Below are 16053 nucleotides of genomic sequence, written 5' to 3'. Positions count from 1 at the left end.
CGGTTTTATATTTTAACTAATTGTTTGCACACATTATATTATCAGTTACCTCTACCATATTAATGCCAATCTGATACACCTGATAATCAAGAGGCGTTTGTTGGAAGAGTTTAGGTTGTGTATTAGGAAAATTATAAAACCCACCAGATCGGTTTTAATATTCAATAAACGCCATTGTTTATCCCCAAACGGTGGGAAGCTGCGTACCAGTTTATAATCATTTCAAACAGCGCTGAGCTTCCACTCCCGCATGGTCACAGTCTATGTGGTTGCCAATCACAAGCACCCGATCCATTAGCAAACACCATGACTGGCGTATGCGCTTACAGCAATTAACGCCAGATTAAGGTGTATTATTAATACGATAAAAAATTCAATAGAACTAAAATAACGTGCAAGGATTTGCAGTGGCAAAATGTATGTACCGACAGGGTAAATTTCTCATGACATCAATGTTGAGTCCGTCAACGTTTAAAGAGTCAAGAAAAAAGCCTATGGAATATTAACTAGACCTCTTTAAAATGGGTGCAGGCATCGTTTGCTTCCGATGTTGGCTTGGGGTTATATTTCTGCAGCGCTTAAAGCTGTGACTAAAATTAGCACTGTCACTAAAACCTAGTCGGTCCGCTATTTCATCCAATTGCATGGGGGTCGATAACAACTCTTCTGCTATGCCAATTCGTACGTTATCACGGACTTGTCGCCAACTGGTTTGCTCTTGTTTCAGTTGGCGATGTAATGTGCGAGTTGTTCGGAATAAATAATCTGCTATATCTTGCATAGACGAGGTTAAACCTAGATGCAATAGGGTGTTTTTAACCTGCTTTTCTATTGGTTTCCAATTTTGTTTTTGCTGCAGTAACTGACTGCATTGTTGTTCACATATTTTAGCGGTGCCGGCATTCGCTTTTACCAAGGGGAGATCCATTTGATTGGCTATCCAGACAATACCGTTATAATTTGCATTAAATTGAATCTCAGCACCCAGTATATGCTGCATAGTATCTAGCGATAAGCCAGGTGGTTTAGGTAAGGTGAACTGTAAGTTTATGGGTAAATGGCCACTTTCAAACACTTCTCTTTGGACCATTGCAGCGCCCATCATATCTCTAGCCAAAATGAGCTTTCCTAATTCACCAGCAATATCACATGAAAACCTTAGGGATAAATCCTGATTAATCTCGGTCAACTCAATTTTCGAATAGACATAAGTTAAATCTAAAAAACGTAAACCTAATTCAACTGCTTTTCTAGGAGTGCTACTCGCTAACAAGGCATAACCCATGATGCCATAGCTGGTGAGGTGATAACGACTACCCAATTCCATTCCTACCCTGAATGGGCTGCTGGTATTGCTCATTAAATTTTTAAGTACATGTAACTCTTGTTTATCTTCAACCTGTAAGTCGTGTTCGGTCAGTTGAGAGTTCACTAGCCCCGAGCCTTGCAGCAAAAGGTCCACGTCAATACCCAATTCACCGCCATAAGCAACAACGATTTGTATACTAGTAATGTTACGAATTGGCATAATGTATGGAAGTCATGTCTTAAAATCACAAATATAAGTCTATTTAGAGCGTAGATCAATGATGAATAATTTTCTATTCTAGATATGTATACAATATGTTAATTCTTTTGTTAATTCTTTTTGAATCGTGAAACACAGCATAATCACAATCAAAGTAGCCCTATCAAAAAGCAGTAATTATATTTAAGGTGTCTCATGACTCAAGTAAAACGTAACCCGTCAGTCGTCATTATTGGTGCAGGTATGACAGGCATTCTAATGGTAATTAAACTGCGTAAAGCGGGTATCACTGACATTGTCGTTTTAGAGAAAAAGAACTCGGTAGGCGGCACGTGGCGAGAAAATACTTATCCTGGTGCAGCCTGCGATGTACCTGCTCACATGTATACTTATTCATTTGAACCTAATCCAAACTGGAGCCGCTTTTTTGCCCGAGGACCTGAAATAAAAGACTACTTTGAACACGTGTCTGATAAATACGCTGTTAAGCGTGACATCCGCTTTAACGAAGAGGTTACCGATGCGCAATATAATAGTGGCAAATGGACAGTTAAAACCAGTAAAAAGCAGACTTATGTAGCAGATTTTATTGTGTGTGCGACGGGTATCTTGCATCACCCTAAGTTTCCAGATATCCCAGGGATTGATGACTTCAAAGGCGCCAAGTTTCATACCGCTCAGTGGAACCATGACGTGAAAATATCTGACTCAACCCGTGTTGGTGTCATTGGTACTGGCTCCACTGCCGCTCAAACTATCCCCGAATTGATTAATACAGAGGCTAAGGTGTCTGTTTTTCAACGCACTCCACAATGGTTAATGCACCTACCCGATTTTAAGTTCTCAAAAACCATGAGAAAACTGATGACCCGTTTTCCATTGCTCACAAAAATGCATCGTAATTTGGGAAAAGCCTTTTTAGAGCACTTTTTTACCAAAGCAGTAACCGGTCATTTTATACAAAAACATGTATTAAATTTTTTGTGCAAAGCCAACTTAAGATTCAGTATAAAAGACAAGAGATTGCGTGAAAAATTACAACCAAACTATCAAGTAGGTTGCAAGCGGGTCATCATCAATACCACCTTTTATAAAGCTATTCAGAGGCCTAACGCGGAATTAATTACTGACGGAATTGAGCGTATCACCGCAACTGGCATCATCACCAAAGACGGTAAACATCATGAATTAGACGTTCTGGTCTTATCGACTGGGTTTAATGCCTTTAATTTTATGCGTCCCATGAACTTAATTGGGCGCAATAATTTGCATATTGACAAAGCTTGGGAACATAAAATCAAAGCCTATCGTTCAATGATGCTAAACGGTTACCCAAACTTCTTTTTAATGTTGGGGCCAAATACGCCTATTGGTAACTTTTCTGTTATCGCCATGAGCGAAGTGCAAGCTGATTACCTGATAAAAATGATTGATAAATGGCGTCACTATGAATTTGATGAATTTGAAGCTAAACAACAAGCTATTGACGAATTTAATGCCTATATAAAAGAAGGTTTAAAAGGCACGAGTTGGGTGGGTGGATGTCAAAGCTGGTATTTAGATGCCGACGGTGATCCTATTTTATGGCCATATACATGGCGCAGATGGATTGATGAAATGAAAGATCCGCAGATGGAACATATTCAGACAAGATCATTTTGATAGTTAATATGATAGTTAATATGAGAGTTATTCAGATAGTTAATTCGGAGTCTCTTACATGAATACAAACAGCATATTTATTACAGGTGCAGCTTCCGGTATCGGTTTAGCTGCGGCTCGGCATTTTCATAAAATGGGTTATGTGGTTGCGATGGCCGACTTAAATCTTGCCCTCTTAGAAGAAGTTACTGAACAATGGGATAAGACTCGAATTGCTTTATACCCATTGGATGTGAGTGATTTTTCACAAGCTCAGCAAGTCATGTCTGAGTTTTGTAATGGGAATGATCATAGCTTATCAGTGTTATTAAATAATGCTGGAATTTTAGACGTTGGCGCATTTGAAGATATAAATAACAACCAGCACCAGCGAGTGATAAGTGTGAATGTAATGGGGGTGATCAATTTATGCCAAGCAGCATGGCCGTACTTAAAAAATAATAGCAAAAGCACCATTGTAAATATGTCATCAGCTAGCAGTGATTATGGTGTGCCAGAATTAGCCAGCTATTCGGCTAGTAAATTCGCAGTAAAAGCGCTAACGGAGGCGCTGGAACTCGAATGGCAAAAATATGGCATTCGAGTATGTGATGTCATGCCGCCATTTGTTGCTACTAATATGTTCAATTCACAGAAAAAGACTGCAAAAGTAATGCAACGATTAGGCACTCATCTAACCGCTGAAGACGTAGTGGCTGTGATTGATAAACAAGTCAGGCAACCTAATACTCATAGAACAGTCAGCGTATCTTATGGTTTACTTCATTTCCTGAGTACTGTTTCTCCCGCGTATATCAATCGCTTAGTTATGAAATTTTTGAGTCGATAAAAATTTTTATCCACCAAAAGAATCGTAAAAAAGGTCATGCAGAATGAATGATTTCAACAAAGAAAATGAAAAAGATGAAAAATACCAAGAAAGTAAAAAACTACAGAGTGGGCAGTTAGAAGCCAAGCAATTAATGATTGCGAAGGTCTTGTCATTCATGCCGCCACTTCACAAGCTGCCACCCAAATTATTCAGACATACATTTTCGATGATGGACAAAATGCTAGGTCTTAAGAAAATTGAGATGCATCAGGTTGTCGATATGCATGTCCCTGTTAGTACACATAACAGCGGCGCTACAACAATAAAAATTCGTACGTATTACGCAATGCAAAAAACGTCTCTGAAAACGTTAGTGTATTTTCATGGTGGTGGCTGCGTAATCGGAAGTATTCATACTCATGATCGATTTTGCCGATATTTAGCCAAACATGGCAACATGAATATTATTTCCGTAGATTACCGACTATCCCCTGAATATAAATTTCCAACACCAATTTGTGATGCTGTTGATGCTTGGAACTATATCCATGACAATCATCAAAATCTGAATATAAATCCAAAGTATATAGGTGTGGGTGGCGATAGCGCTGGCGCGTATTTAGCTTGCATAATTGGACTTAGTGCATTGCAAAAAGACCTCCCAGTCCAGAGCAAAGTAAAACCGTTATTTCAGTTATTACTATACCCCATGCTGGACTTACAAGGCCTGACGGAGTCTTATCAAAGTTTCAATAAACAGTTACTTTTAACACGGGATCTGATGGATTATTTTAGACAACATTATTTAAATTCTTTAGACGAAGCCGCGCTTCCATTAGTCAGTCCGCTTTTAACAAACGACATTAGCGAGTCTCCAGACAGCTATATTTTAACCTTAGGATTCGATCCATTAAGAGATGATGGAATGGCATATGCTGCCCGGCTAAAAGCGGCAGATATAACAACACATCACGAACACTATGCCGATTGTATGCATGGTTTTATATCAGTAACAGCGCTGAGCGCTCGCGCCAAACAGGCGACTCATAATGTGGCTATGGCTTTAAACAGGTTTAATCATTAAGCTTTAACTTTAATTGAAATGTGAACAGGTTTAATAAAGGTATGACTGTTCTTTATTTTGTAACACACCAGCTTATGTCTAGCTCTTAATTATCAATATGATTGCCAATCTGTGTTAGTTCTGGCGATAAAGGTGTTCGCTAGAATTAACACCGTGTATTAATTTGAATTAGCATCAGATGGCCTTGTTGCTAGCATGATTGCCTTTAATGTTGGCGTTGAACTTAGCCAATTTATAGCCCTCGCGTTTATCGTTATTGCCATTAGTTATTGGCGAAAATCAACGTCATTCCAACACTTTGCAACTACAGCTAATACGATGTTAAAGAGTGCGGGTCTGATGTTGGTTGGGTTGCAATTCACCGGTTATTTGCTTCCAGCAAAATACAATATTGATCCCACACATATTAGGCACTAATTAAGTTTAAGAGCATTGGCGAATCATAACATTAGAGGCATACAAAAAATAACATCTCTGCCACCCCAGAAAAAAGTTAACAGGTAATCGAAGTGATAGCGACTGTAGGCAAAGATATCGAATACAAGTTTCGGATGACTCAGTATGAGAAGATTACATTCGAATAGCTAACTGATGGTGAACCTCTTCATTTTGACTAGCATGGTGAGCCACAATCTGACACCACAGGTTACTTTGTTAGTTACGCAATCGCTGCGCTAAGTCAGATGAAAGGGAGCTTTACGTCACTGTTTACCTGTCCGCATGGACGGTATTGGAAAAATAACAGCGACATGTCTGTTACCTTTCAATTAATTGTTGAAGGCCAACACGAAGTTATTAGTTTTAAAGAGTAAAAGTAGAGGACTATAGACATGAAAATGATCATCCGCAAAGTAGTATCAAAAGTCTTAATTATTGCATCTATTGCATCGAGTGTTGTTTTTTCACATCTAAGTCATGATGCGATCAGCAGTGAAATAGCGCTCAATATTGCCAATAAATCGGCGAAACAGTTAACGTTTACAGACTTTGGTTTTAAAGTGGGTGAGCTTGAAGCTAATTGGAAGTTGTTATCAGATTCAAATTTTAGGGTAGAGCAGGTACTAGAAGAAACTTTTACCATCAGCGCAACTAATACAACTGACAAAAAGCATCACATATTTTGAAATAACAAAGATGGAGAAGTGCTTGGTGTTAAGGATACTTCCAATCGAAACCGTTAACGTTCTCCAACTTAATATAACAAAACACACAACCAACCTAGGGCCTGAGTGCAGTTAAGTTGATGTTTGCTCCAGGAACAGAATCAATATCAAAGTACACCTAATCATTTTCTATCACTGTTTTATGTGTCATTGAAGGCATGGGACCCACTAAACGATATACATCTCGTTTAATAACCATTCAGTGGATAATATAAAATAATAAGCAAAAAATATTTTAAAAACGCCATGAGTCTAAGTGATGTGGTAAATATCTAGGATTATGCTTACGAATTAAAAAGAGAACAAAGAGGATAAATAGCTCAATAAATATTATCCTCTTAAACTAGAAATTCAAATGTCCGAATTAAAACTTTGCTCCTACCCACAACCATAGCTTATCAGTATCCACTTTAATATCGCCGGCAGAATACGCAGCGTATTTAATCCCTGCTGAATAGTGTTTGCCAAATTTACGCGTGTACTGAAGGTCAAGTTCACTACCTAAGTCATCAACAGTAACGCTGGCATCATCCGCGGTAAAGTCATGATAAATAACAGTCCAGCCTCCTCCTGCAACTTTCCCTGACACAGTAAAAGAAAGATCGATTAAACCCTGAGTCGGTGTACCTAAGAATTGGTCTGCCCAACCATTAAATTTATGTAAGGTGGCAAGGGGGGTTGCAAAGCCGTAGGTGCCTTTATCGGAGCCAAGCACTTCATAAGCCACTTTAGCTGTTACTCCACTAAATATGGCACCTGATTCCAGTCTTAAGTAATCAGCGTTGAAATCTGTAGCCGCTGATTCGCTGCTTTGATGGGCAAATTCCGCGCTATACAAAATCTTCGTCTCACCCACCTTAGTGCTACCAGAAAAACGCAGACCGAAGGTATCAAGAGAGTTGTTGGTATTGTTGTCCACTTCTAGTAAATAACCATAGCCGGTAAGCAAGCCGACAGAAGTTTTATAGGAGGCGTTTAGTAAGTGATCTTTTGTATCCACGTCAGCCACTTCACCAAAGATGCGATTACGTTGACTTATATAAGCATATTTCAGACTTAAGTCTTCGACCGGACTAAACTGGGCTGATAAACCATCAAAGGTTTGCCTATCCTGGCGCCAACCAACATGGCCAACAAACCGATGGTTATCCATGGTGATCACCTGACGACCTAATTTAACTGAGAAAATTTCGCTTTTATATTGAATATAACCTTGGTCCAATTCAGTAAATTCTGGATCAGCAATGACGGAATAAATACCTGAGTTAAAGCCTGTTGGACCAACGGTGTAATTCCCTTTACCTAACACAATGCGGTTGTCTTCCATTTCTACCTTGGCCGAAAAGCCACTAAAGGAGTCAGTGGTGTAAGCTAAACGGGTACGTAAAGTTAAAGCACTGGCGTTTTGCGCTGTGTTATCTTGCTTAACATCCTCGTAGCGCAGACGAATATCTGAATTGGCAGTGCCCGTGGTTAAAGCCTCGGTAAAAGTATTGGCCTGTGTTGATTGAATGCTGGCGACACCCATAAGCGCTGTTGTTAAGGCAATACTAAATGTAGTTTTTTTATATAATTTCATAATTTTCTCTTTCATTTTAACTAGGACAATGAGTTAAAAAAACTTCCGCTCATTGTCTTTGATTAGCATATCGTTAATGCTGGCTTGTCGACTTTTCATTAGGCCGCTTGCTGTGAACTCCCAATTTTCGTTGCCATAAGATCGATGCCATTGACCGACGTGATCATGCCATTCGTATTCGAAACACACGGCTATGCGATCATCCTTGAAACACCAGAGTGTCTTTTTTAATTGATACGCTTTTTCCTTGTGCCACTTAAGCTTTAAAAATGCTTTGATAGCTTCTCTGCCGCTAAAAAAGTCGTTACGATTACGCCACATACAATCAATAGTGTAGGCCTGTGAAACCTTTTCGGGATCTTTGGTATTCCATGCATCTTGTGCCATTTTTACCTTGTGTAACGCTGTTTCTAAGGTAAAAGGTGGAAAAGGTGGTTTGCTTTGCATCATTAAATTCCTGTTTTAGGCTAACGTTCAGCCCTTATTTACTCTGCTAGATTATCTGATTGAATGGTGCAGAATCTCACCAGATATATACTTACCTGTTGCTCGATTAGTGTGCATCAATGCCCGTATACAGAGCGCCATCTAAAATAAAAGCCTTGTTATTTAAAAACGATTTGATGTGTTGATATAAAATATTTTTATAACCTTACAATTTTTAATATTGCGAAAGATGTGCCACTTTATAATATTTTCATCTCATTGTTTTTATTAGTGTTTTTTTATTTTTTAGGATTTGAGTACATAACGATTTTTCGGGTTAAACGAATTTTCGTGATACTAAAAACGAATTTTCGTTATTGGCTCGTTTCTTGAAAGATATCGTTAATACACACAATGAAAGGCCATAAACAGGTAGAGTTATGCTACAAAGAGATATTTTTGAACACGCCCCACAAGCACAACTTTTAGTCGCTCCATTCGAAAATAAAATGCTTGCAGCAAATATTAAGGCGCAACAACTTTTTTTACTTGGCGATGTCACAAATAAAACGATCACCGTAACCAGCTTGTTTAAGGATTGTTTGCCAGAGTTATATACATTAAGCAGCGCTGCTATGCATCACGGATGGGCATGGAGTGAAAATTTATTTTTTTCTGTACCTGGTGACTCAGTACCACTTGAAACTTCAGTGTCTGTGATAGAGAAACATGAAAACACCCTGCTTATATTCAGTTTTAGCGACAGCATAGACTTGTTTAGGTTACGCCATAAATCCTCAGCTGATAGACACCATCATGGAGGGTTCTTCCATTGGACTAGAACAGAAACAGTATTTGAAGAGATTGAGCGCCAAAACCAACTGCTTTTGTCGGCAGTGGGTGACGGTATTTATGGCGTAGATGAAAATGGCTGCACTACTTTTATCAACCCTGCAGCAGAGTTCATGCTTGGCTGGAATAAAAACGAACTTGTCGGTCGAAATATTCACGATATGATCCACCACACTCATACAGATGGTAGCCATTATCACCCGGGTGATTGTCCTATTTACGCGGCGTTTCACGATGGTTCGGTACACAGTGTTGATGATGAAGTATTTTGGACTAAATCAGGCCAGGCAATTCCGGTCGAATATACCAGTACCCCAGTGACAGATAACGGCAGCCTGATAGGCGCAGTGGTGATTTTCCGAGACATCACAGAACGACAAAAAACTGAAAGAAAACTATTGAATGCTATGCGTGAAGTAGACTCATTAAAACAGCGTTTAGAGTTAGAAAACGCTTACCTGCAAGAAGAAATCAAAGCAGATTTTAACCATCATCAAATCATTGGCCAAAGTGCTGCAGTTCAACAAATGGTAAATCAAATCGAATTAGTCGCGCCTACTAACGCAAACGTATTGATCACAGGCGAATCTGGAACTGGCAAGGAGTTGATTGCAAGAGCGATCCACGAGGCTAGTGCACGAAAAGCTCGCCCCATGATCCGTGTGAACTGCGCTGCTATCCCAGCTGAGCTTTTTGAAAGTGAGTTTTTTGGCCATATAAAAGGTGCGTTCTCAGGTGCAATATCAAATCGTGCAGGGCGTTTCGAACTAGCTGACAGCGGTACCATATTTCTTGATGAAGTAGCAGAAATCCCGTTGCAGTTGCAAGGTAAGTTGTTGCGTGTGCTTCAAGAACAACAATTTGAACGAGTAGGCGATTCTAAAACGTGTAGTGTCGACGTCCGTGTTATCGCTGCCACAAATCAAAATCTCAAACTTCAGGTAGAAAGAGGGAAATTTCGAGAGGATTTATTCTACCGTTTAAATGTTTTTCCTATTGAGTCTCCTGCACTAAAAAAACGTTTAGACGATTTACCTATGCTAACCAAACACTTTATTGAAAAGGTGTGCAGTCGCTCGAATAAATCACGGCCCAAAGTGTCATTGGCCCAATTAGAATATTTGAAAGCTTACCATTGGCCTGGGAATATCCGAGAATTAGAAAACATTATTGAGCGTCAGGTAATCCTATCAAATGATAATAGATTAAAGTTCGATTTTTTATCGTCGGTAATATCAAAGCAGTCACAAGATAATGTTCAGCCTGTAATTAAGCCAACAAATGAAATACAAAAAGTAAAATTGGATATTTCAAGTATTGAATTAGCACTCAAACAAGCTTGTGGAAGAATTTATGGTGAAAACGGCGCCGCAGCTATTCTTGGCTTAAAACCCACTACATTGGCTTCTAGGATAAAAAAATATAATATTAAGATGCATCTTTTCCGAGTATAAAATGGAGTCAATATCATGTGAATAATGTTTGCTACCAACTCAATTATAACTAAAGCGCAAGGATCAAAATATTTTTGTTAAGATTAAAGCCTAGTCCTTATCTGTACATTGTAGAAATAAAAAAATATGGGTGTAACGGCTTATTGTGACTAGATTTATCGACGATAACTTGTCTATCGAGATAACAGCACCACTATAATCGCAAAAAATATAAAACTAACACTTTGCCAAAACATCAGGGGATCACGCTGCAGAAGAGGCGGGCGGGTTTTAGCCAAAAATAACTTATTTGGATGACGCAGGTCATAGGTAAATTCAGATAACTGACCATAACGTTTTAGAGGACTTATTTGCAGTGCTCTGCGCAATGTATCATCAATCCAAGGTGGTAGATTTGAATCATTATCTATTAAGCTTTTATAAACTAATTTACGCTGGGCAGGCACACTTGTAGCTTGGGCAATATCAGGGGTATAAGGAAAGCTGCCAGACAACATTTGATAAGTCATCACCGCCAAAGCATATAAGTCTGAACATGGAGTTCCTTGATGACCTAAGAAATATTCTGGGGCTGAATAACGTATGGTGCCTGGCACAGATTTTTCTTTTTTAGTGTCTGTCACACCGGCAATATAGGTTGAGCCAAAGTCAATGATTTTGGCAGTATTTAAATGATCAATCATTACATTTTGAGGACGCAGATCTTGGTGGATCATTTCCTGGCGGTGAAAGGCTTGCAAGCCTTTAGCCACTTGCTCAACGATAGCTCGAACTGTTTCAAGTGTGGGTTTAGGGTTATCAATCATCCATTGGTGGAGGGATATACCTTCAATATATTCGCTGACTAAATATAAATAATGACGTTGTCGGGTAGGTTTAATTGCTTTGGCAACATGCGGGTTGTTGACCCGTTTAGCAATCCATTCTTCAAGCATAAAACGCTCAAGATATTGACTGTCATTACGCAACTCTGTAGACGGTATTTTGATCACAACACTTTGTTGATTGTCTAAATCCAGAGCCAAAAAAACATGGCTGCGACTACTGATATAGATTTCTCGGATAATTTCATAACCATCAAATATCATTCTTGCGGTTAATTCTGGTGGTAGCGGTAGCTTGGTCATCTGCTGCACTTCATGTAATTCATAATCAGGTACATGCTCGATACGCACAACTTGTACACTCAAATTGTCATCACTACCCGCATCCAGTGCTTGTTGGATAATCCTTGTAGCAGCACAATCTAGCGACTTTGCATGGTGAATCGCTTCTACAATTTGTACAGTGTCAATAAATTCATAAACGCCATCTGTTGCCAAAACGAATACATCACCCTGCTCTATGGGTTGAGTTTGGTAATCAATTTCAAAGCTTTGTTCTATACCTAACGCTCGGGTTAAATAACTGACTTCAGGAGACACAACTCTTCTATGGTCTTTAGTCAAAGGCTCGAGACTGTTACCTGACAAGCGATAGATGCGAGTATCTCCAGAATGAAAAAGGTGGGCAGTATTGGACTTTAAGACCAAAGCACTAAATGTACATATGTAGCCTTTATCTCTTTCAAATCGGTAAGGGCTGTTGCATGTCTGTGCACACAGCCAGCTATTAATTGATTTAACCACTTTTTGTACCGACGTTTTTACCGACCATGAGTCTGAGGTACAATAATAATCTTCTAAAAAACCTGATACTGCAGTTTGACTGGCAATTTGACTGACTTGACTCGAACTAATTCCGTCGGCCATGGCCAACACAATCCCTTTGCTGCTAAGTAAGGGTTCATTGGGTATACTACTGCCACTGAAGTCTTGATTTATCGGCTTAACCCCTTTATCAGAGGCATGGCCGATACTCACGGTAAGAGGCTGGTTTATTGGTTCATCGGTATCAATGATAATTTTGTTCCCGTAAGACAAATTGCAAAGAAAAAAGCCCTATAAATTAATTTATAGGGCTTTGCATATTAGCATTCAAAATGAGTCATGAAGCATTTCAAAGCATTAAACAAGTTTTCGCGTTGCAGAAGTTCTAACGTGAGTGTAGTACAAGGGTAAACCCACCAGTAACAATCCACCGGCTAAGTTGCCCAGCACTGTGGGTAATTCATTCCAAATTATATAATCGTAAACAGTAAAATCACCGCCCATGATCATAGAGAATGGGAACAAGAACATGTTGACAATTGAGTGTTCGAAACCCATAAAAAAGAATAACATGACGGGCATCCACATCGCGGCCATCTTGGCACCAGCTGAAGTTGAAATCATTGCACCAACGACTCCCATTGACACCATCCAGTTACACAACATGCCACGGATAAATATAGTTATCCAACCAGCAAAACCATGTTCTTGATAACCCACTGTACGAGATTCTCCGATGGTGGCGACTTTCTCTGCGATGGCTCCACCTTCAATTGAATAGCCGTAGGTCAAAATAAAGGACATAAAAAATGCGGTGGTCATTGCGCCGGCAAAGTTACCGACAAATACCAGTCCCCAGTTTCGCATTATGCCTGAAAAGGTGACGCCAGGTCGTTTATCTAACCATGCCAAAGGCACTAAGGTAAAAACGCCTGTTAACAAGTCAAATTTCATCAAATACAGCATAATAAAGCCAACGGGAAATAAAACAGCACCGACTAATGGGCTCCCAGTTTTTACCGCTACTGTGATGGCAAAAATCGCTGCAAGGCCTAAAATAGCCCCCGCCATAAATGCACGGATTAAAGTATCTTTGGTTGACATGTAAATTTTTGATTCACCTGCATCCACCATTTTGGTAACAAACTCACTAGGTTCAATATACGCCATTTATTCATTCTCACTTGTTTAAAATTGGTTTATCTAACTATGTTTCAAAAATAAGGCCAACAAATTAGCCTATGACTTAATCATTCACAACACTTCTTAATTACCAGGCTTTGTAAGGTAAAAACTTACCGTTTAAGGTTAAAATGACACGATCACCTTTGGGATTTTCTTCTTTTTCTACTTCCATTGTAAAATCAATAGCGCTCATAATACCGTCACCAAACTTTTCTTGAATAACTTCTTTTAAAGTCTCGCCGTACACACCAACAACTTCGTACAGTCGATAGACTAATGGATCTTGCGGTACCGACTTATCCCATTCTTTGGTTGGATATTCCATCAATGCAGCTTTTGCCTCAGACGGTAATGCTAAAAAGGCTACCAATTTGTCAGCCGCTACTGCAGGAAAACTGTTCATACCTAAACATGCAGAAGTTGTCCACACCGTCGACATACCGATTGCCTGTGCAATGCTTTCCCAAGTTAATGCTTTTTCAGCTTTAATTGAAAAAATGGCTTCCGTAACATCGATTTTTTTCATAACAATTTCCTTAACAAATTAATAAAGACCATCATCACCTATTATTGAAAAGTGGTGAGGTAAGCACACTTGCGTTAGCTCATCGTATTTCTTAGTAGTCTGAACTATCGGCAAGTTAGTTAGCTATTAGCGATAACCATGCCAACCAAGTAAAAAAATTATCTATATGTTTTTAAAGGAAAAATTATTTATTTGAAATTATTGGAGCAACGATATTTCGGTGATAACGGTTTATCGTTGAAAGGAGAACGTAATTTCGTTGTCTAACTGATACCTGAGTTGCTTCCCTTTATTAAATAAAAGAGCGAGCCATCCTGTGTAGAAAATTATTTTCACAAGCTTTTAGCATAATGTTAATGACGTGATTTATGTATATTAACGACATAGTCAAATTATTACTGGCAGCGATGTAAGTCGGTATGTCTGTTCACTCCATAACTCAGTTTTCCGGAATTTTTGTTATGTCTTTATGATCTAAGTATTTAAGTTGCATGTTCCAAATCAGTAATAGAAATAGACGAAAATCTATTGAAAGGGAATATTTAATCCAGTTTTAGAGGCCAAAAAAATGCTTTGTTGGTGTTATCAATTTTATTGAGATGACGTCATAGCTTTTTCTATAAGAACAGCAAAATAGTACTTAAAATGATGTGTTAAAAGTAGTTGTTGTCAACCTAAGAGGCGATGAATCGTTAGCATTGATGGATATTTTGATTTGGCTTAAAGTGCTATTACAGGTGCAACAATTTGAGGTATTAATCGCTACTCTTATTTTTAAAAAAAGAAAAAACACGAATCAAAATGTTTGTGGGCTTCAGTGCAATGTCATAAAGCATCACAATATGTTGTGCAAACTAATTCAATTTCATCGAGCCGTTCGTTTGAGTTTGCTTATTTTTGTACATTTTAAAAACGAGGTATAAAATAAACCTATCAGTACAACAACTCTAAAAGACTGTGATTTAATGGCTATTTTGACTTGCTCATGATTATACTAAAACCTACCTAAATGATAGGTTAATACACTAATTAAGTGCTCCAAACTAGCGTATTAACTATGAGTATTAATCTAAAACGCTAATCAAGCGTGATAACAGGCTAACGTTCTATAAGGATATTGTGCTACCCATGACATATACCACTCCCGTTCAAAACTTACTAAAGCAAAGTAAAAATAATCCAAACAAGGTTTACTTGCATCAACCCATTGAAAGGCAGTGGCAAAAATACACTTGGACAGAGGTAGAACATCAAGCACGTTGTATTGCAAAGGGCTTACAATCGCAGGGATATGAAAAAGGCTCAAGAATAGGTATTTTGTCAAAAAACTGTGCTCATTGGATTATTAGCGATTTAGCGATAATGATGGCTGGCTATATACCTGTAGCCATTTTTTCAACTGCGCATCACAACACGATAAGCTTTGTAATTAAACACGCAGACTTGAAAGCTATATTCGTAGGTAAATTAGACGACACAAGCGCAGCCGAATCAGCAATTAATACAGATATACTGCGGATAGCACTTCCTTACCCTACCGTTTCAACTACAGAATCATTTACATCTTGGTTAAGCAAATATCCGCCTATTGAAAACGTTCATCAAGCGTCTATAAATGATACCGCCACCATACTCTATACGTCGGGTTCAACAGGCGAGCCGAAGGGTGTTGTATTAACCTATAAAAACTGGGTATCGGCTGCACAAATCACAGCAATAAAATTTAACATGACGTCGAATGATCGCCAAATGTCTTATCTTCCTCTAGCGCACGCTGTTGAGCGAAGTTTAGAAGCGTCATCACTTTTCGTAGGATATGAAATATACTTTGTCGAATCTCTTGAAACGTTTATTGAAGACCTGAATTACGTTAAGCCAACTGTGTTTGGTTCAGTACCAAGACTCTGGTCAAAATTCCAAAGCCAAATATTGAAAAGCATGCCTGAAAAAAAGTTAAACTTTTTAATCTCAATCCCAATTATTAACAAAATTATAGCTAAAAAAATAAAAACAAAATTAGGATTGGAATGTGCAAGGTACTTTGCTTCAGGTACAGCTCCAATACCTCTTTCTTTATTACAATGGTATGAAAAATTAGGAATTAATATTAGTGAAGCATGGGGCATGTCAGAGA

The 16053-nt window shown here is 38.7% G+C and carries 12 protein-coding genes and 1 pseudogene; 7 read left to right on the top strand and 6 right to left on the bottom strand.

Annotated elements, in window-relative coordinates; all coding sequences use genetic code 11:
- Positions 1 to 502 precede the first annotated feature (502 nt).
- Positions 503 to 1528 carry an AraC family transcriptional regulator gene (locus tag QZ562_RS14150; RefSeq protein ID WP_293761360.1) on the bottom strand — a complete coding sequence of 342 codons (1026 nt, stop codon included), beginning with the start codon at positions 1526 to 1528 and terminating at the stop codon, positions 503 to 505.
- Between the two features lie 195 nt (positions 1529 to 1723).
- Between QZ562_RS14150 and QZ562_RS14145 the strand changes: the two genes are divergently transcribed.
- The 5 genes and pseudogenes from QZ562_RS14145 (at position 1724) to QZ562_RS14125 (ending at position 6209) form a co-directional block, all read left to right on the top strand.
- Positions 1724 to 3190 (top strand): NAD(P)/FAD-dependent oxidoreductase, encoded by a 1467-nt coding sequence (locus QZ562_RS14145; RefSeq protein WP_293761358.1) that lies wholly within the window; start codon positions 1724 to 1726, stop codon positions 3188 to 3190.
- A 58-nt stretch (positions 3191 to 3248) separates the two neighbouring features.
- Positions 3249 to 4019, top strand: coding sequence for an SDR family oxidoreductase (locus tag QZ562_RS14140; protein WP_293761355.1), 771 nt, complete (start codon positions 3249 to 3251; stop codon positions 4017 to 4019).
- A gap of 43 nt (positions 4020 to 4062) precedes the next feature.
- Positions 4063 to 5085, top strand: a complete 1023-nt coding sequence (locus tag QZ562_RS14135) for an alpha/beta hydrolase (protein ID WP_293761312.1) — start codon at positions 4063 to 4065, stop codon at positions 5083 to 5085.
- A gap of 177 nt (positions 5086 to 5262) precedes the next feature.
- Positions 5263 to 5502, top strand: a pseudogene (locus QZ562_RS14130) (HupE/UreJ family protein); the annotation flags it as partial.
- A 413-nt stretch (positions 5503 to 5915) separates the two neighbouring features.
- Entirely contained in the window at positions 5916 to 6209 is a 294-nt protein-coding gene (locus tag QZ562_RS14125) for a DUF6488 family protein (protein ID WP_293761309.1), read from the top strand.
- A gap of 403 nt (positions 6210 to 6612) precedes the next feature.
- On the opposite strand, the gene QZ562_RS14120 is transcribed toward QZ562_RS14125, so the two are convergent.
- Positions 6613 to 7827 (bottom strand): alginate export family protein, encoded by a 1215-nt coding sequence (locus QZ562_RS14120; RefSeq protein WP_293761306.1) that lies wholly within the window; start codon positions 7825 to 7827, stop codon positions 6613 to 6615.
- 33 nt (positions 7828 to 7860) lie between these two features.
- Positions 7861 to 8274: a nuclear transport factor 2 family protein gene (locus tag QZ562_RS14115; RefSeq protein ID WP_293761366.1), complete on the bottom strand. Its 414-nt coding sequence runs from the start codon at positions 8272 to 8274 to the stop codon at positions 7861 to 7863.
- Between the two features lie 419 nt (positions 8275 to 8693).
- Here QZ562_RS14115 and QZ562_RS14110 point away from each other — a divergent pair, with 419 nt between their 5' ends.
- On the top strand, positions 8694 to 10559 hold the full coding sequence (locus QZ562_RS14110; RefSeq protein WP_363315364.1) for a sigma 54-interacting transcriptional regulator: 1866 nt from the start codon (positions 8694 to 8696) through the stop codon (positions 10557 to 10559).
- A 173-nt stretch (positions 10560 to 10732) separates the two neighbouring features.
- Here the strand turns inward: QZ562_RS14110 and QZ562_RS14105 are convergent, their stop codons facing one another.
- The 3 genes from QZ562_RS14105 to cynS all read right to left on the bottom strand — a co-directional run bounded on the left by QZ562_RS14105 (position 10733) and on the right by cynS (position 13919).
- Positions 10733 to 12481, bottom strand: coding sequence for a bifunctional protein-serine/threonine kinase/phosphatase (locus QZ562_RS14105; protein ID WP_293761303.1), 1749 nt, complete (start codon positions 12479 to 12481; stop codon positions 10733 to 10735).
- An 84-nt stretch (positions 12482 to 12565) separates the two neighbouring features.
- Entirely contained in the window at positions 12566 to 13378 is an 813-nt protein-coding gene (locus tag QZ562_RS14100) for a formate/nitrite transporter family protein (protein ID WP_293761300.1), read from the bottom strand.
- Positions 13379 to 13478: 100 nt separating this feature from the next.
- On the bottom strand, positions 13479 to 13919 hold the full coding sequence (gene cynS / locus QZ562_RS14095; protein WP_293761297.1) for a cyanase: 441 nt from the start codon (positions 13917 to 13919) through the stop codon (positions 13479 to 13481).
- Positions 13920 to 15047: 1128 nt separating this feature from the next.
- Between cynS and QZ562_RS14090 the strand changes: the two genes are divergently transcribed.
- The coding region (locus tag QZ562_RS14090; protein WP_293761294.1) for an AMP-binding protein at positions 15048 to 16053 on the top strand (1006 nt) is incomplete at its 3' end.

Origin of the sequence: uncultured Paraglaciecola sp. (genome assembly GCF_913058035.1) — a bacterium.
Lineage (GTDB): Bacteria > Pseudomonadota > Gammaproteobacteria > Enterobacterales > Alteromonadaceae > Paraglaciecola.
This window is presented reverse-complemented; position numbering and strand designations above follow the sequence as displayed.